Below are 16,600 nucleotides of genomic sequence, written 5' to 3' on the forward strand. Positions count from 1 at the left end.
TTTTATTGATCTTGTCGGAAATAGAACAGGGCCGCCGAAAGACGGCCCTGTTTTTAGAGCAGCGAGCTAGTAATACTAACTATTACTTGGCGAGCTTCTCGTTCCAAGCGGCAACAGCAGCGTCCAGAGCAGCCTTGACCGGCTTGCGGCCTTCAACGGCAGCCTGGAACTCGTCAGCCAGCTTCTTCTGCATGGCAGCTTCGTCCGGCAGTGTTCCCGGGGCCAGAGTCAGGGTACGAGCGCCGTCCATGGACTTGGCAGCTACGGCACGAGCCTGTTCAACCACGTCCTTGCTGTTGGCACCAGCCTGGAAGTACGGATCCAGGTTAGCCTTCTTGGTGGTCGGGAAGGTGGTTTCGGTAGCCTTGGAGAACAGCAGTTGCTGTTCGTCGCCAGTCAGGAACTTGCCGAGCTTGGCAGCGTCAGCCGGGTTCTTGAAGCCCTTCGGAATCACGAAGTCCATCATCCAGGCGCCGAAGGACATCTTGCCTGCGTCCAGCGGGAACTGGGTAACGCCAGTCTTCTCGTAAACAGCCTTGGCATCGGTTTCGGTGCGCTTCAGAGCTTGCGGAGCGGTGGTCATCATGGCGATCTTGCCGCTGTTGAAGGCAGCAATTTCTTGTTCGAAGGCCATCTTGAAGATGTCCTTCGGCATGGCGCCAGCCTTGTACAGATCAGCAAACTTCTGAACGGCAGCTACGTGCTTCGGCGAGTTGAAGACAGCCTTGCCGTTTTCAACAACCGGCAGGCCCAGGTAGTAGAACATGCCGATCGGGTCGGACATCTTCGGAGCAAAACCGTCAACGCCGGTCTTCTCGTTGATTTGCTTGGCTGCGGCCAGCAGTGCGTCGAAGGACTTCAGTTGGTCAGCCTTCACGCCAGCCTTTTCGAAGATTTCCTTGTTGTACGCAATGATGGATACGGAGTTGTACCACGGGAAGGCGTAAACCTTGCCCTTGATGGTCACGTCAGCCAGGGCTTGGGTGCTGTAGACAGCCTTGTCAGCGCCGAGGTATTGATCCAGCGGGATGATGTTGCCTTGGGCAGCGAATTCGTGAACCCAGGGTACATTGAAGTTAACCAGGGCCGGCGGGTTGCCAGCAGCCAGGGAGGCGATCAGCTTCGGCTGGATTTGATCCCAGTTCATGTCAACCCATACAGCTTCCAGAGTCGGGTTGGCGGCGTTGAACTTGGTTACGGCTTGCTTGAAGTACGGCTCGAACTTCGGAGCGAGGTTCATGGTCCAGAACTCGAGCTTGACCTTGTCAGCGGCTTGAGCTTGTGCAGCAACGAGGCCGAGGCCAAACACTGCAGCGCCAACGGTCAACATCTTCTTCAGCTTCATTTTGTCTTCCTCTTGAGTTATCGACAAATTGCAGGAATTGCTTCCTTGCGTATTGCTACCCACTTCCGCCCTTGGGGCTTTGCGGATTTTATTTGTGACGCGAGTCTACCAGAAAACTCCCGTCACAAAACTTGATGTGCCGCATACCTGTGCAAGTTTGCGACACACTTCCTTACCTTGCACTCACTTCTTGGCTGCGAGTTTTTCGTTCCACATTGCCACGGCCGCATCCAGCGCTTCCTTGGCCGACTTGCGACCAGTCACGGCAGCCTCCACTTCATCGTTGAGCTTCTTGTTCATTGCCGCTTCATCCGGCAGGCCGGAGATGGTCAGCGTACGCGAAGCCTTGATGTGTGTCGCGGCAACGGCAGTCGCCTGTTGCACCGGATCGGCGGACTTGGCACCAGCCTGGAAGTAGGCATCATCCAGCGCCTTGTTGGTCGACGGGAAGGTGGAAGACGCCTTGGCGAACGCCAGCTGCGATTCGTCATTGGTCAGGAACTGGCCCAGCTTGACGGCGGCATCGACATCCTTGAAGCCCTTCGGCACCGACCACAGGAACAGAAAGCCGCCAAACGGCGTCTTGCCCGCACCCTGCGGGAAGCCGGCCACGCCGGTTGCTTCATAGATCTTCTTGGAGTCGGTTTGCGTGCGCTTCAGCGCGTGCGCGCCTTCGGCAAACATGGCGATCTTGCCGGCGTTGTATGCAGCAATCTGCTCCTCGAAGCCCATCTTGAAGACGTCCTTCGGAATGGAGCCATCCTTGTAGGCTGCGGCAAACTTCTCAAGCAGCTTCACGTGAGCGGGACTATTGAAGACAGCCTTGTTGTCCTTCAGCAGCGGCAGACCGTCATACAGGAACCAGCCGGAAAAGCCATCCTGCAGCTTGGGCGCAAAGCCGGTCACACCGGTCTTTTCCTTTACCTGCTTGGCGGCCGCGAGCAACTGGTCAAAGCTCTTCGGCGCTTCCTTGATGCCGGCCTTGGCGAAAAGATCCTTGTTGTAGAACAGTACGCCAGTGACCTGATACCAGGGCAGGCCATATTGCTGACCGTTGTAGGTCACATCAGCCAGGGCGCCTTTGGTGTAGACATTCTTGAAAGAAGCCGCTTCCTTGGTGATCGGCACGATCATCTTTTTCTGGGCGAAATCATCCATCCACGGCTTGGGCAGATTAACCAGACCCGGCACCTTGCCGGAAGCGACTGCGGTTACCACACGCGCCTGGAAGGCATCCCAGCCCACATCAACCCACACGGCCTCAACCTGGGTTTGCGAGGCATTGAATTTCGCGGTCAGGTCTTTCATCACCGCATCGAACTTGGGCGAAAGACTATTGGACCAGTATTCAACCTTAACCTTTTCGGCTGCCTGTGCAGTCACCATCGATGCGGCAAACAGCACGGCACCTGCAAGAACGGAACGCTTGAAATTCATGCCAACTCCCTGAAGTCAACGAGAAATTAATGTGTTTCGGGGCAGAAGAGTCTCTTCGGGACACTTGGCCGCTGGTGATCGAAATTTGCGCTGTGATCGCCAGCGTGTCTGCCCGACAATAATCAGTGAAACACCCTACGCGGCGAGATTACCGCAATTCCCAACAAGCGCAAACAGCACATCCGGGCAGTCGGATGAATGCGCAAGCACATCGTCAGCAAAGCCATCGAAGCTTGCCGGCCGTGACTTGCCGGAAGAGACAACCCGGCGACCAGCCTAGCGATGCAGGCTTGTAGCCCTGCCACGCCCACACCCTCGCGAAAACTACAACAGCTCAAGCGAGGGCGGGGATAAACGCTGTAATATCAAATCCTTATTTACGCAGATCGGCGAGCACACTGTAGTCCCGCCCCCGAAACAGCTGTTCGGCAAAGACAACCACCTGTCCGGACGAAGAAAATTCCTGTTGCACAAGCGAGAGCAGAGGCTCGCAGGCTCCCAGACCAAACCAGGCCGCCAGCGCTGGCGACGCCGGCACCGCTGTAATTTTCTGTATCACCCGTACAACACTTGCCCGATAGCGATCCAGACACTCCCCTTCGCGACCAGGGCATTCCTCATCCAGAATGCTTACGGGCAGGGAGGCGCGTTCGAAGAAAAACGGAACGTCGCCAGCCACAAACCAGCGCTTGATGCGCCAGACCCGTGCATTCGCGGCCAGACCCAGCGCCAGCATTTCGTCCTGATCGGCCAGATCGGCCAGACATTCCAGCTTTTCCGGCTGCACCGGGAAGCCACGCGTCGCCAGCATTTGCTCAACCGTGCGGTAACGCGACAGAAAGGATTCCAGCTGTGGCGCGACATAGGTGCCCGAGCCGTGACGCCGGGAAATCAGGCCCCGCTCGCACAGAAGATCCAGCGCCTTGCGCGCCGTCACGCGCGAGACATCAAGCAACTCGGTCAGCGCCCGCTCGGATGGCAGGGCTTCGTCGGCCCGCCAGAAACCGGCATGAATGGCTGCCGCCAGTCGCTCGCTGAGTTGCAGATACAGGGGGACCGGGCTATCGAAATCGGGACGCAAGACGGCGAGGCGCTCGGTCTCGACAGCCGGTGTCATGCCTGCCATCAGGCTTTGGCGATGCGATGGATCAGGATCAGTGCGCCGGCGCAGGAATCCTTCTGCGCGCGACTGGTTGTGGCAAGAAAACCCGCCGGAATATAGGGGCGCAAGGCTTCCGACAAGCCACCGCCACAGATGGCCAGCGGCAGCTCCGGTGCAGTCTTGCGCAGAGCCTGGCCAATGATTTCAACCTCACGGCCAGCGTCGAGCAGGAAGGACTTGGCAACCTCGTCCCTTTCGCCGAACTCGACCACCACCGGCGACAGCGAGGCGCATTCGCCCTGCTTCATCTTGCCCATCCACTCGAAAACCTTCTCGCGAGTGTCACCGGTGATCGAGAGCAGCTTGCGGCCGAAATCGGTCAGCTCACGACGACCATCCATCAGACGCTGCACGTGGTTGATGGCCTTGAGGCCGAGATAGGCGCCCGACCCTTCATCCGAAGTCGGAAAGCCCCAGCCCCCCACTTCCAGGCGGGCACCATCCGGCAGCCAGGCTTCGCCGATCGAGCCCGTGCCGATGGCGATGATGCCGCCATGCTCGCCATTATGCGCACCCAGCAGAGTGGAAAAACCGTCGGTTTCAACCGCGATGCGGGCAAAACCGGGGTTTTTGCCAGCAAACTCGTCGGCCCAGGCCTTGACGGTCACGCCGGACAAACCAAAACCGACCGCGCACTGGGAAAATGGCACGTCACCCAAACCCAGCCTGGCAAAGCCATCCTTGATGGCTGCGGTGATATTGGTCCAAGCCTTGTCGATGCCCTGCCCCAGCGCCGATGCCCCCGCTTCGGCACGCACCAGCTCGACGCCATCCAATCCGGCAATCGCGATCCGGGTACCGGTACCGCCGCCATCGACACCAATCAGGTATTTCACTTCACTCATGGACTACTCCTCACACGCCTCAAATCCGCAAATTCTTGTTTGACTGTCTTTCTATGCGCAGACAACCCGCACACGATAAAGGAATCGTCCAATCTAGTCAGCCGCCAGCCTCGCGTCAACGACCTGCATCAATGCAAATGCAACAAATACTGATAAAGCGACAACGCCCGGCAAAGCGGGCGTTGTGTGGTGCGGGGATCAGCGCTTGACGTGCAGGCCGCATTCCTTGTTTTCGGGATCTTCCCACCACCAGCGCCCGGCACGGACATCCTCGCCCATGGCGATGGCGCGCGTACAGGGGGCACAGCCGATCGACGGGTAATGCTGATCATGCAGGGCGTTGTAGGGAACGTTGTTTTCCTTGATGTAGGCCCAGACTTCTTTTTCGGTCCACTCGATCAGCGGATTGAATTTCTCCAGGCCATTGCCGGCATCGTATTCGCGAAAGCCCAAATCGGTGCGCGTGGGCGACTGCTGGCGGCGCAGACCGGTAATCCAGGCTTTCTTGCCCTTGAGCGCGCGCTGCAGCGGCTCGATCTTGCGCACATGGCAACAGGCCTTGCGCAACTCGATGGACTGGTAGAAGCCATTGATGCCGTGCGTGTTGACATACTGCTCGGTCGCGGCAGTGTCCGGAAAGTAGACCTGCACCGGCGCCGCCGGATAGCGTTCGGCCACCTGCTGCATCAGCGCATAGGTTTCGGCCGGCAGGCGCCCGGTGTCCAGCGAGAACACTGCGATATGCAGATTGTGCCTGGCAATCAGATCCATCAGCACCATGTCTTCGGCGCCAAAGGAGTTGGCGAAGACGGCGGGACTGAAATCGCGGTCGATCTGCTGGAGTACGTCCAGGGTTTGGTCGAGTTTGGCTTGCAGGTCCATGCGTTAACTCCGGAAAAACAATTCAAATCGGGAATGCGCGGCATCATGCCCGCAATTGCGAGATCAGGCCAGCGCCGCCAGCGCGGGCTTGACCAGCGACACGCCGACAATGACCAGCATGGTGGCCAGCGCCGGGCGCAGCCAGTGGTCGGGAATGCGGCCAGTGAGCTGACTACCCAGGTATATGCCTGGAATCGAACCAATCAAAAGGGTAGCGAGCAATACCCAATCGATATTACCCAGACCGGCATGCCCGAGACCCGCCACCAGCGTCAACGGTACGGCATGGGCGATTTCGGTTCCCACCAGGCGATTGGTCTGCAGCAGGGGATAGAGCAGGAACAGCGCCAGCGTGCCCAGCGCACCGGCACCGATCGACGACAGCGTCACGATGACACCCAGCACGACGCCGACCAGCACCGTGACCACCTTCAGCTTGCCTGGCGGCAGATTCAGCCAGTCAGCGGCATGCCGCTGGGCAAAAGCCAGCAGCGCCTTCTTGCAGACCAGGGCGACTGCGGTAAGCAGCAGTGCCAGCCCCAGCGCCAGCTTGATGACCATGTTCACCGTCTGCGTATCGGCATGGATGCCGTGCAGCGCCCAGACCGTGATCGCCGCCGCCGGCACACTGCCCAGCGCCAGCCAGCCAGTGATGCCCCAGTCGATATTGCGGTTGCGCTGATGCGCGACAATGCCGCTGGCCTTGGTGATGGCAGCATACAGCAGATCGGTCCCGACGGCCGTGCCCGGGGTTACCCCCATCCACAGCAACAGCGGCGTCATCAGCGAACCGCCGCCCACACCGGTCATGCCGACAATGAAGCTGACGGCAAAGCCGGCAATGATGTAGCCATATTCCATGTCGATTCCGTATGCCTTGCCAATGAAAACCAAGACCGCCCGAATGGGCGGCCGGATGACAATGATAGCAAAGGAACCTTATAATCCTTTATAAATAGAAGTTAGAACTTAATAGCCCCCGATTATTTGGAGCGCGCCATGAAATTGCAGCAATTACGCTACCTGGTCGAAGTCGCCAAGCAGGGCCTGAATGTATCCGAAGCCGCCGAGAAGCTTCACACCTCGCAACCCGGCATCTCCAAGCAGATCCGCCTGCTGGAAGACGAACTGGGCGTGCAGATCTTCATCCGCAATGGCAAGCGTGTCGTTGACGTCACCGCGCCGGGACGCGAAATCCTGCGCATCGCCGAACAGATGCTGATGCAGGCACGCAACCTCAAGCGTGTCGGCGAAGAATTCGTCAACGTCGAAGGGGGCAGCCTGACCATCGCCACCACCCACACGCAGGCCCGCTATGCGCTGCCTCCGGTCGTGCACGCCTTTCTGGAGCGCTATCCCAAGGTCAGCCTGTCGATCAAGCAGGGCAGCCCGACCCAGATCAGCGAAATGGTCGTCGAAGGCCTGGCTGACCTGGCCATCGCCACCGAAGGCATCGATCACTACAGTGAACTGGCGATGCTGTCCTGCTACGACTGGAACCGTTGCATCGTCGTACAGGAAGGCCATCCGCTGACGCAGCTGGAGCGCCCGATCACCCTGGCCGACGTCGCCGCCCATCCGCTGATCACCTACGACTTTGCCTTCACCGGCCGCTCGAAGATCAATCGAGCCTTCGAGGATGCCGGTCTGGAACCCAATGTGGTGCTGACCGCCATCGATTCCGACGTCATCAAGACCTATGTCGGCCTGGGGCTGGGCATTGGCATTCTGGCCGGCATGGCCTTCGAGCCCGAGCGCGATCACGGCCTGGCGGCCATCGACGCCAGCCATCTGTTCGAAAAGTCCACCACCCACATCGGTGTGCGCAAGGATGCCTATCTGCGCGGTTACGCCTATGACTTCATCGAACTGTTCGCGCCGCACCTTACCCGCCAGGTCGTGCAGGCCGCACTGTTGTGCGAGCCTGACGAGGAGTGAGCACGCTCACTTTCTCACCTCCAGGCCACGCACGGCTCACGCGGTGAGCCGCAGTGTCGCATTCGCTTAGCCTCCTGGCATAAAGTGGCCTGCTGCATTGCCGGCAGGCCGGCGCGCATGCTTCAATCCGCTCAGTTTCTGACCGGGTACTGTCATGCCTTCCATCTATTCGCTTAAGCCGCGCTTCCAGAATTTTTTAAGGCCCATGGTGGCGGGGCTGGCACGCGCGGGCGTCACCGCCAACCAGATCACACTGCTGGCACTGCTGCTGTCCATCGCCGTCGGTGCTCTGCTGTTTTTTGCCCGCACGCCGCTGACCTGGCTCATCCTCCCGGCCTTCCTCTTCGTTCGCATGGCGCTCAATGCCATGGACGGCATGCTGGCCCGCGAATTCGGCCAGCAGTCACCCCTGGGCGCGATTCTCAATGAAATTGGCGATGTGCTTGCCGACACGGCGCTCTTCCTGCCCTTCCTGCTGATCGCCCCGGATGCCGTCCCATGGCTGCTTGCCGTCATTTTTCTCGCCCTGCTCAGCGAATTCGCCGGCCTGCTCGGCCCCCTGCTTGGCGCATCGCGCCGCTACGACGGACCGATGGGCAAAAGCGACCGGGCCTTGGTCTTTGGCGCCTTCGCGCTGGCCTATGCACTCCATCCGGCAGCGGCCCACGTCGCGGAGTGGGTCTTTGCCGTGGTCAGCCTTCTGCTCGCGCTGACAGTGATCAAGCGCTGCTGCGCCATGCTCGCCGAGGTCGCCCATGCTCAATGACTGGATCAATCCGAGCCTGCCCGCGCCGCTGTGCTGGGGGCTGGCCGTCGTCGGCGTGCTGCTGGTGGTCGCCTCGCTGACCATCGCCCTGCTGAAGCGCCGCAAGCCGCAAAAGAACTGGCTGGAACTTGAGCAGCGTGTGCGCACCTGGTACTGGATCGTCGGGATCTTCGCGCTGACGCTGCTGGGCAGCAAGGCACTGGCGCTCACGGTCTTCGCACTGGTGAGCTTTCTGGCCTTCAAGGAATTCCTCACGCTGTCGGCCACGCGCGAGGCCGATCATGTGGTGCTGTTCTGGGCGTACATGAGCATCCCTTTCCAGTATTTCTGGCTCGGCGTGAACTGGTACGGGATGTTCATCATCTTCATCCCCGTTTACGCCTTCCTGATCCTGCCGATGCGCATGGTGCTGATTGGCGAAACCCGCGGTTTCCTGCGTGCGGCATCCAGCCTGCACTGGGCGCTGATGCTTACCGTGTTCAGCCTCTCGCACCTGCCGGCGCTACTCATCCTGCCCGAGGTCAGCAACCGCGCGCCGGTCGGCCACGGCGCGTCGCTGCTGTTCTTCCTGGTCGCCCTCACGCAAAGCAACGATGTCGCGCAATACCTGTGGGGCAAGGCCACCGGCCGGCGCAAGATCGCCCCCACGGTCAGCCCGAACAAGACGGTCGGCGGCTTTCTGGGCGGCGCGGCGACCACCACGCTGCTCGCCTGCCTGATCGGCCCCTGGCTCACACCGATGAGCCTGCTGCACTGCGCGCTGGCGGGCCTGCTGATCGGCGTGTCGGGCTTTATCGGCGACGTCGTCATCTCGGCGGTCAAGCGCGACATCGGCGTGAAGGATTCAGGAACGCTGCTTCCCGGCCACGGCGGCATCCTCGACCGGCTCGATTCGCTGACCTATACCGCGCCGCTGTTTTTCCACTACGTGCGCTATCTGTACTTCTAAGGGCAAGACCCACCATGAAAATCACCAAGAGCTACCTGAAACACTACCTGGCTGCCACTGAAGAATCATTCAAGAAATGGGGCTATTACTACCCGCCACGCAACCATGAAGAATTACTGGTCTGGGAACACAACATCCATAAAGAACATCTGGCAGACCAAATCGATGGCAGCACAATCAAAACCACACTTCATATACGTTTACTCTGTGATCTGAACGTATTTGCCTACCTGCAGGCCTTTGAGCAAGACGATTGCGCTTTGCTGAACAAGGCCATCTGGCAAAACGCGCGGCACAACCTGCTGGATTCTGCCACCATTGTTAGCAGCGCAGATCATTGCAGCCTTCTTCCCAAAGCACTGGCAGCCTTTGCCTGCAATGATTTTGGGATCATCGACCATTTCTTTCCGCTGGCCCTGCCCCACTCGGCAGGTCATTTTTACACCGAGAATGCAGTCAACCTGCTGAAGGTGATCTATTACAGCCAGGATGATCTGCAAACAGAAGCCATTGCCAAAGCACAGCACTTCCTCGAAACAGGCAGACCCGGCCACGGTATTGGCAAGCTCACCCTGTGGGAACGCTACGTTGTGCTGTATTTCATTGCACTGGTGCAGCGCGACGACAACGCCGCCAGCGAATACCTGCAACAACTCTGCCTAGCCCATCAGAAACGGGGCTATCTGATGAAGAAAGTCGAAAAATGCTTTGCCATTGAGATTCATGGTCTGTACCACTGCGCCAGACTGCTTGGCGAAGATTTCTTTGCCAAGCTTACCCGGCCCAAACATGCCAGCTTTTGTGAAGAATTCGAAATCTGGCAGGCTGAAAACAGCTACCCCAGGGGAGAACAATGGCGTGTTTACCCTGCCGAGCTGGATTACATGAACAAGATTCTGGCCGCCCCGTTGCCCTACATGCATCTGATCGAATACCGGGACGCGGGACGGATGAAATTTCAGAAAGATGTGGAAAGATTCAAGAGCGACCTGGCCAACAACGTGAACGCCAAGCTTTGTCCAGCTTGATCATGCCCTGGCTGCGCGTCCTTTTCGTCCTGCTCGTCGCCCGTCCTGTGGTCAGGCTGTGGCTGGGGCTGACCATTCGCCACCAGGAACGCCTGCCACTGACCGGCCCGGCCATTGTCGTGGCGAACCACAACAGCCATCTGGACATCCTGACGCTGTACGCACTGTTTCCGCTCGCGGTGATCCGCAACGTCCAGCCGGCCGCCGCCGCCGACTACTTTCTGGCAAACCCGCTGGTGGCGTGGTTCGCCACCCAGGTGGTCGGCATCATCCCGGTCAAGCGCGGCACCAAAAAGGGCGACGACCCGCTCGCCGGCTGCCGCGACGCGCTGGCTGACGGACGCATCCTCATCCTGTTTCCGGAAGGCACGCGCGGCGAGCCGGAGGTGCTCTCGGAGGTGAAATCCGGCATCTGGCACCTGGCCGGCGAGTTTCGCGACGCGCCAGTCATTCCCGTCTACATGCACGGCCTGGGCCGCGCGCTCGGGCGTGGACAGTGGCTGCCGGTGCCCTTCTTTGTCGACGTGGCCGTGGGCCGCGCGCAGCACTGGCAGGAAAACCGCCAGGCATTCAAGCAAGGATTGCGTGATTGCCTCTTGCAATTGCGTGACAAGGTATTGCCATCCAGCCCTTATCAGGACTAGTCCCTATGGCAATACCCAACCAAGGAGTAAACGCCGCATGCGCAGCGCCATCGAAAACCGCTTCACCACCTTCGACAACAGCCCGCTTTTCTATCGCCACTGGCCGGCCATCACGGACGCCCAGCCCCCGCGCCGTGCCATCGTGCTGCTGCACCGCGGGCATGAGCATTCCGGTCGCGTGCAGCACATCGTCGATGAACTGGGGCTTGCCGATACGCCGTTTTTTGCCTGGGATTGCCGCGGACATGGCCGCAACGACGGCCCGCGCGGCTTCTCGCCCAGCCTGGGGAGCACGGTGCGCGACCTCGACTGCTTCGTGCGGCACATCGGCGACACATACGGCTACGCTCAGGACGAGATCATCGTCATCGCGCAAAGCGTCGGCGCCGTGCTGGCGGCCACCTGGGTGCACGACTACGCACCGAAGATCCGCGCGCTGGTGCTCGCCGCGCCGGCGTTCAAGGTGAAACTCTACGTTCCTGCCGCCCGGCCGGGGCTGAAGCTGCTGGAAAAGCTGCGCGGCAACTTCTTCGTCAACTCCTACGTGAAGGCCAAATACCTCACGCACGACCCGGAGCGCATCGCCAGTTACAACAACGATCCGCTGATCACCCGGCCGATTTCGGTGAACATCCTGCTGGCGCTCTACGAAACGGCGGAACGGGTGATTGCCGACGCCGGCGCCATCACCGTGCCGACCCAGCTGCTGATTTCCGGCGCCGATTTCGTCGTCCACCACGGCCCGCAGCATGCCTTCTACGACAAGCTGGGCAGCGAGGTGAAGGAGAAGCACGAACTGCCGGGCTTCTATCACGACACGCTGGGCGAACTGAACCGCGAACAGGCTTTCGTGCTGATCCGCAACTTCATCCGCCGCGTCGAACAGGGTATTGCCAGCCCCGACCTGACCCGCGCCGACCAAGAGGGCTACACCCACAAGGAATACACCAGCCTGCAGCAGCCGTTGCCCATTACCAGCCTGAAGCGCTGGCAGTTCGGCATCAGCCGCCGCTCGCTCGCCACGCTGGGACGCCTGTCGGAAGGCGTGAAGCTGGGCCTGAAGACCGGCTTCGATTCGGGCAGCACGCTGGATTACGTGTACCGCAACGAAGCCAGGGGTACGACGCTCTTGGGCAAGCTGGGCGACCGCGCCTACCTCGACAGCGTCGGCTGGAAAGGCATCCGCCAGCGCAAGATCAATCTCGAAGAATTGATCGCCAAGGCCATCCGCCAGCTCGACGAAGCAGGCCGCGAGATCCGCATCGTCGACATTGCCGCCGGCCACGGCCGCTACATCATGGACGCCATCACCAAAAACCGCCTGCCGGTTACCAGCATCCTGCTGCGCGACTACAGCGACCTCAATGTGCAGGCCGGCCAGCAGATGATCATCGACCGCGGCATGCAGCACGTCGCGCGCTTTGCCAAGGGCAATGCGTTTGACCGCGAGAGCCTCGCCACACTCGATCCGCAGCCGACCATCGCCGTGGTGTCCGGCCTCTATGAGCTGTTCCCCGAAAATGCGCCGATCAAGGACTCGCTGGCGGGCCTGGCGGCTGCCGTGCCGGAAGGCGGCTATCTGGTCTACACCAACCAGCCCTGGCACCCGCAGATCGAACTGATCGCGCGCACGCTCACCAGCCACAAGGACGGCCAGGCCTGGGTGATGCGCCGGCGCACGCAGCAGGAAATGGACCAGCTCGTCGAAGCCGCCGGCTTTGAAAAGCTCGAACAGCGCATCGACGAATGGGGCGTGTTCACCGTCTCGCTGGCACGGCGCCGCGCCAGCGCCCCCGCCGCTGCACAAGCGCGCGAAAACGCGTAAGCTGCGCGCGAGCCGCGGCCCCGCGCCGCCACCCGCACATGATGAAGGACTACCGCAATGCAACAGCAAATCCACGAACTGTTTGAAATCCTCGCCGACGGCGGCCTGGATGCCGCCGACCTTGACGCGCTGAGCGCGGAAGTCGGCAAGGCCGCCGCCGATGCCGACGCCTATCTGGCAGCGGACAGCGCCAGCGGCTATCCCGCCTTCCAGGCCAGGCTGGGTGAGGCGGCCATGCCGCTGTGGCAATGGGTGCTGCTCGAGCAGCTCGAAGGCGGCATGGTGTTTCGCGGCAGCACGCCGGCAGCGATCTACGCCGAAATCACCGACGCCTTTGGCGAAGACGAGCTGGACCTGGCCCCCGAGGCGCTGGCAGGCCTCGACGACGCCACGGCGCTGCAGCACATTCGCGCCGAGCTGGCGCCCAGCTACACGCTGCTCGACTTCGCCCAGCCCGTCGACGCGCGCCGCCAGACCGTGCTGGTGCGCAGCGCCAAAGTGGCGCGCTTTGCCGAACTGGCCAGCGCGCTGGGCTTCAGCGTCGCAGCCATCTGAGGGAGACCGCGATGGCCGCCAGCATCAATGAGTTGATCAATCTGATTTCCGGTGGCTTCATGGACGCCGACGATGCCCGCCCCATTGTCGCCGCCGTCGAGGCCGCGCGGGACAATCCGGCCGATTACCAGGCCAAGTACGATGTGTATGGCTACACGGCCGACACCGGCATGCCGCGGTGGCAATGGGTGCTGATCCACCTGCTGCCGCCGGACCTGCTGTTCTGCGCGCCAGAACTCGATGAGCTGTACGCGCAGGTCTGGGAAAGCTTTGACGACGGGCTGGAGCTGGATCCGGACGAATTGACTGGCCTGAAAACCGACAAGGCGCTCAAGCTGATCCAGCAGGACCTGGGCCCGCAGTTTGCACTGGCGAGCTTTGGCAAGCCGGTGAATGCCGAGGAACCCTGGCAGTGCGTGCTGGTGCGCAGCAGCGAAATCACCCAGTACCTGATGCTGTGCAGCGAACTGCAACTGCGTGCGGAAATCTGCTGACGCTGATCAATACATCGCACCCCATTGCCACACAGCCCAAGCCAGTAAAAGGCTGCAAGCCCATACCCATCGGCCAGCCAGACAGGAGCCGCCATGACCACACCGACTTCACGTCATCCCTGGGGCCATGCGCTGCTGTGGCTGGCCATCGCCGCACCCGGTTTTTTCCTGTTTTACGGCCAGGCCAACGCGTATGCGGCGACGCTGCCCGCCGATGCCGTAGGCAATATCGCCTTTGCCTGGGAGCGCGCGCTGATTCCCTTCTGGCCGTGGACCATCATTCCCTACTGGTCGATCGACCTGATGTACGGCGTGTCCATCCTGATCGGCACGACGCGCCTTGAGATCCGCACGCAGGCCTGCCGGCTGCTGCTGGCGACCGCGCTCTCGTCGCTGTGCTTCGTGCTATGGCCGCTGCGCTTTGGCTGGGACCGGCCCGAGGTCGCCGGGCTGTTCGGCCAGCTGTTCGCAGCACTCGGGCTCTTCGACAAACCCTTCAACCAGGCCCCGTCGCTGCATATCGGCCTGCTCTTCATCATCTGGCTGCGCTTTGCAGCGCATCTGCCGGCACGCTGGCTGCCGTTGCTGCACCTGTGGTGCGTGCTGATCGGTCTGTCGGTGCTCACCACCTGGCAGCATCATGTGCTCGACATCCCCACCGGCGTCGCCATGGGCGTGCTGGTGTGCTGGCTGCTGCCGATGCCGCCCGCCGGCTGGCGACACTGGCGTAGCGCCGATGCGGGCCGCGCGCGCCAGCTGGCCGGCCGCTATCTGCTGGGCGCAGCCACTTTTGCCGCACTGGCGCTGATCTTGCAAGGCTGGGCCTGGCTGCTGCTGTGGCCGGCGGCGGCGCTGCTGGTGGTCGCGCTGGCCTACACCGGGCTGGGCCCGCAGGTCTTCCAGAAGGTGGAAGGCCGCCTGCGCATTGCCGCCAGCTGGCTCACCGCGCCCTACCGCTGGGGCGCGGTGATCACCCGCGGCTATTTCCTGCGCCGCCTGCCCGGCGCTGAGGAGATCGTACCCGGTCTGTGGGTTGGGCCGATCACCGCCGCGCGCGAGACGCGCTTTGCCGCCGTGCTCGACCTCACCGCCGAGTACCCGCGCTTGGCGCATGCCGATTGCGCTTACCGCCAGTACCCGCTGCTTGATCTGCTGGCGCCGGCGCCGCACGAGCTGCGCGAAGCCGCCAGCCTGCTGGATGCGCTGGTACAGGCCCATCCTGGCCAGCCGGTGCTGGTGCATTGCGCGCTGGGCCTGTCGCGCAGCAGCGCCGTCGCCGCCGCCTGGCTGCTGCAGCGCGGACTGGCGCACGACGCCGCTGCGGCCTGCGCCAGCATCCGCGCGCGCCGGCCGCACAGCCGCTTCTCCCCGCAAGTGCAGTCCCGGCTGGCCCTGCTCGCCGGCGAGGCACGCGCATGACGCCGCGCGAGGCCATGCCGGATGCTGAGCAGGCAGATGAAGAAGCCGTGCGACGGGCGGATGCAGAAGCCGCGCTACTGATGGCAAGCGCGCTGGCCAGCTGCCAGCCACTGGGCCTGGCCAGCCTGCTGGCCGCCGTGCTGGCAGGCATCGTCTGGCCCGCACCGCATCCGGCGGCAGTGACCCTGCTTTTGCTGGTACTGGCCAGTCAGGCCCTGCTGGGCTGGCGCCTGCAGCTGGATGCCGGCTACTTCCGCCTGCTGGGCCACCAGCAGACGGACTGCCCGGCGCTGGACGCCCATCTGCAACAGCTCTTCGCACGTCCGCCGCGCCCCGATTGTCCGCTGGCGGCGCGGCTCGATGGCACACGCCGGCTCATGCAGCGCTACCTGGCACTGACGGCCGCATTCTGGCTGGGGCTGATTACCTACTCGGCAAGTCTGGCTTTCCTCTGATTTCGTCGCGAAAAAATACGAAAACCACACGAAAACCTGCCGCTCATCGGCCAACCCCCTGTGCAGTGCAGCGAAGAGCAAGGCGAATCTGCAAATACCATGCAGCGTATATAGTCGAAGCCATTATGGATAAATGGCCACGTAAATATACCCATGAAAACTCAGACAGAAAATCAGCATATGCTGCAGAGCGGCAATGACCTTAGGGTGAACGCTGTATGGGTTCATGCGAATGGAATCACTACATTACGCACATCGCTGCACCGGGCACCGTGCCCAAAACGCAATACGGCTTGAGCAGCGCTCGCCTCGGGACAAAGCACCGTCCCCCGTTCGGGCGCACCGGGTGGTCACACCGATCTGTGAGCACAAACAGCGATGGGCGGAGCGGGACCTCCGTCGCAGCCAAGATCTGTTCCTTCCTCAGGCAGATCGCGGCTCAGGGAGTTTGTTTTTGCAAGAGCTTCTTCATTCCTCCATTGGCGCCGTACTCGAAAGGGTACGGCGATTTTGTTTGTGCGCCCCAGTGCAGCGCATGCAGCCGCCAAGACAGGAACAGCGACAGGGCTCGACCACATTCAACCCAGATTATCCATTAGCCATTTCCCAAGCATTTGAGGCAAGCTTGCGGCAAGGCAGTGGGTCTTCGCTACGGCATCAAGCCGGGGCATTTCTAATGGATTCCATTAGCAATAACCTTCATGAATCAGCCACATAAGAGGTAGACATGGCCGGGCTGCCGCTGCAGGGAGATGGGTTTTCGATCAGTTTCAGCAACCGCGAGGTCACCGCCTGGGGCGGATTGGTGCTCTTCAAGCAGATGCTCGACAGCATGGGCTTTCGGGACGCCGCCGGG

General features: G+C 61.3%; 16 protein-coding genes. 10 read left to right on the forward strand and 6 right to left on the reverse strand.

The window, feature by feature from the left end; translation table 11 throughout:
* Positions 1–82: 82 nt before the first annotated feature.
* From C515_RS0110690 to C515_RS0110715, 6 genes are all read right to left on the reverse strand, one after another.
* Complete coding sequence (locus C515_RS0110690) at positions 83–1,345, reverse strand: ABC transporter substrate-binding protein (protein ID WP_028455535.1); 1,263 nt, start codon at positions 1,343–1,345, stop codon at positions 83–85.
* 183 nt (positions 1,346–1,528) lie between these two features.
* Positions 1,529–2,782, reverse strand: a complete 1,254-nt coding sequence (locus tag C515_RS0110695; RefSeq protein ID WP_028455536.1) for an ABC transporter substrate-binding protein — start codon at positions 2,780–2,782, stop codon at positions 1,529–1,531.
* A gap of 373 nt (positions 2,783–3,155) precedes the next feature.
* Complete coding sequence (locus tag C515_RS20620) at positions 3,156–3,899, reverse strand: GntR family transcriptional regulator (protein WP_051304848.1); 744 nt, start codon at positions 3,897–3,899, stop codon at positions 3,156–3,158.
* 8 nt (positions 3,900–3,907) lie between these two features.
* Positions 3,908–4,789, reverse strand: a complete 882-nt coding sequence (locus C515_RS0110705) for a glucosamine kinase nucleotide-binding domain-containing protein (RefSeq protein ID WP_028455537.1) — start codon at positions 4,787–4,789, stop codon at positions 3,908–3,910.
* A gap of 198 nt (positions 4,790–4,987) precedes the next feature.
* Positions 4,988–5,671, reverse strand: a complete 684-nt coding sequence (locus C515_RS0110710) for a phosphoadenylyl-sulfate reductase (protein ID WP_028455538.1) — start codon at positions 5,669–5,671, stop codon at positions 4,988–4,990.
* A gap of 63 nt (positions 5,672–5,734) precedes the next feature.
* Entirely contained in the window at positions 5,735–6,532 is a 798-nt protein-coding gene (locus C515_RS0110715; RefSeq protein ID WP_211234040.1) for a sulfite exporter TauE/SafE family protein, read from the reverse strand.
* Positions 6,533–6,670: 138 nt separating this feature from the next.
* Between C515_RS0110715 and cysB the strand changes: the two genes are divergently transcribed.
* The 10 genes from cysB (at position 6,671) to C515_RS0110765 (ending at position 15,744) form a co-directional block, all read left to right on the forward strand.
* Positions 6,671–7,609 (forward strand): HTH-type transcriptional regulator CysB, encoded by a 939-nt coding sequence (cysB, locus tag C515_RS0110720; RefSeq protein WP_028455540.1) that lies wholly within the window; start codon positions 6,671–6,673, stop codon positions 7,607–7,609.
* Positions 7,610–7,763: 154 nt separating this feature from the next.
* Positions 7,764–8,375: a CDP-alcohol phosphatidyltransferase family protein gene (locus C515_RS0110725; RefSeq protein ID WP_028455541.1), complete on the forward strand. Its 612-nt coding sequence runs from the start codon at positions 7,764–7,766 to the stop codon at positions 8,373–8,375.
* Positions 8,365–9,324 (forward strand): phosphatidate cytidylyltransferase, encoded by a 960-nt coding sequence (locus tag C515_RS0110730; RefSeq protein WP_051304849.1) that lies wholly within the window; start codon positions 8,365–8,367, stop codon positions 9,322–9,324. Before C515_RS0110725 ends, C515_RS0110730 begins: the two co-directional genes overlap by 11 nt.
* Before the next feature lie 14 nt (positions 9,325–9,338).
* Positions 9,339–10,352 (forward strand): hypothetical protein, encoded by a 1,014-nt coding sequence (locus C515_RS0110735; protein WP_028455543.1) that lies wholly within the window; start codon positions 9,339–9,341, stop codon positions 10,350–10,352.
* Between the two features lie 2 nt (positions 10,353–10,354).
* Positions 10,355–10,996 (forward strand): lysophospholipid acyltransferase family protein, encoded by a 642-nt coding sequence (locus C515_RS20625; RefSeq protein WP_043649124.1) that lies wholly within the window; start codon positions 10,355–10,357, stop codon positions 10,994–10,996.
* Between the two features lie 37 nt (positions 10,997–11,033).
* Positions 11,034–12,821, forward strand: coding sequence for a bifunctional alpha/beta hydrolase/class I SAM-dependent methyltransferase (locus C515_RS20630; protein WP_051304850.1), 1,788 nt, complete (start codon positions 11,034–11,036; stop codon positions 12,819–12,821).
* 57 nt (positions 12,822–12,878) lie between these two features.
* Positions 12,879–13,376: a hypothetical protein gene (locus C515_RS0110750; protein WP_028455544.1), complete on the forward strand. Its 498-nt coding sequence runs from the start codon at positions 12,879–12,881 to the stop codon at positions 13,374–13,376.
* Positions 13,377–13,387: 11 nt separating this feature from the next.
* Positions 13,388–13,870, forward strand: coding sequence for a hypothetical protein (locus C515_RS0110755; RefSeq protein ID WP_028455545.1), 483 nt, complete (start codon positions 13,388–13,390; stop codon positions 13,868–13,870).
* Between the two features lie 93 nt (positions 13,871–13,963).
* The gene (locus tag C515_RS20635; protein ID WP_051304851.1) at positions 13,964–15,289 is read left to right on the forward strand and encodes a phosphatase PAP2/dual specificity phosphatase family protein; all 1,326 of its coding nucleotides are present in this window, start codon (positions 13,964–13,966) and stop codon (positions 15,287–15,289) included.
* Positions 15,286–15,744 carry a hypothetical protein gene (locus C515_RS0110765; protein WP_028455546.1) on the forward strand — a complete coding sequence of 153 codons (459 nt, stop codon included), beginning with the start codon at positions 15,286–15,288 and terminating at the stop codon, positions 15,742–15,744. Before C515_RS20635 ends, C515_RS0110765 begins: the two co-directional genes overlap by 4 nt.
* Positions 15,745–16,600 lie beyond the last annotated feature (856 nt).

It is taken from the genome of Chitinilyticum litopenaei DSM 21440 (assembly GCF_000428145.1).
Taxonomy (GTDB): domain Bacteria; phylum Pseudomonadota; class Gammaproteobacteria; order Burkholderiales; family Chitinibacteraceae; genus Chitinilyticum; species Chitinilyticum litopenaei.

Coding starts and splice junctions, on each gene's coding strand:
- C515_RS20625 (WP_043649124.1), top strand. CDS start 10,355: ATGCCCTGGCTGCGCGTCCTTTTCGTCCTGCTCGTCGCCCGTCCTGTG.
- C515_RS0110730 (WP_051304849.1), top strand. CDS start 8,365: ATGCTCAATGACTGGATCAATCCGAGCCTGCCCGCGCCGCTGTGCTGG.
- C515_RS20630 (WP_051304850.1), top strand. CDS start 11,034: ATGCGCAGCGCCATCGAAAACCGCTTCACCACCTTCGACAACAGCCCG.
- C515_RS20635 (WP_051304851.1), top strand. CDS start 13,964: ATGACCACACCGACTTCACGTCATCCCTGGGGCCATGCGCTGCTGTGG.
- C515_RS0110690 (WP_028455535.1), bottom strand. CDS start 1,345: ATGAAGCTGAAGAAGATGTTGACCGTTGGCGCTGCAGTGTTTGGCCTC.
- C515_RS0110735 (WP_028455543.1), top strand. CDS start 9,339: ATGAAAATCACCAAGAGCTACCTGAAACACTACCTGGCTGCCACTGAA.
- C515_RS0110755 (WP_028455545.1), top strand. CDS start 13,388: ATGGCCGCCAGCATCAATGAGTTGATCAATCTGATTTCCGGTGGCTTC.
- C515_RS0110750 (WP_028455544.1), top strand. CDS start 12,879: ATGCAACAGCAAATCCACGAACTGTTTGAAATCCTCGCCGACGGCGGC.
- C515_RS0110710 (WP_028455538.1), bottom strand. CDS start 5,671: ATGGACCTGCAAGCCAAACTCGACCAAACCCTGGACGTACTCCAGCAG.
- C515_RS0110705 (WP_028455537.1), bottom strand. CDS start 4,789: ATGAGTGAAGTGAAATACCTGATTGGTGTCGATGGCGGCGGTACCGGT.
- C515_RS0110695 (WP_028455536.1), bottom strand. CDS start 2,782: ATGAATTTCAAGCGTTCCGTTCTTGCAGGTGCCGTGCTGTTTGCCGCA.
- C515_RS0110715 (WP_211234040.1), bottom strand. CDS start 6,532: ATGGAATATGGCTACATCATTGCCGGCTTTGCCGTCAGCTTCATTGTC.
- cysB (WP_028455540.1), top strand. CDS start 6,671: ATGAAATTGCAGCAATTACGCTACCTGGTCGAAGTCGCCAAGCAGGGC.
- C515_RS20620 (WP_051304848.1), bottom strand. CDS start 3,899: ATGACACCGGCTGTCGAGACCGAGCGCCTCGCCGTCTTGCGTCCCGAT.
- C515_RS0110765 (WP_028455546.1), top strand. CDS start 15,286: ATGACGCCGCGCGAGGCCATGCCGGATGCTGAGCAGGCAGATGAAGAA.
- C515_RS0110725 (WP_028455541.1), top strand. CDS start 7,764: ATGCCTTCCATCTATTCGCTTAAGCCGCGCTTCCAGAATTTTTTAAGG.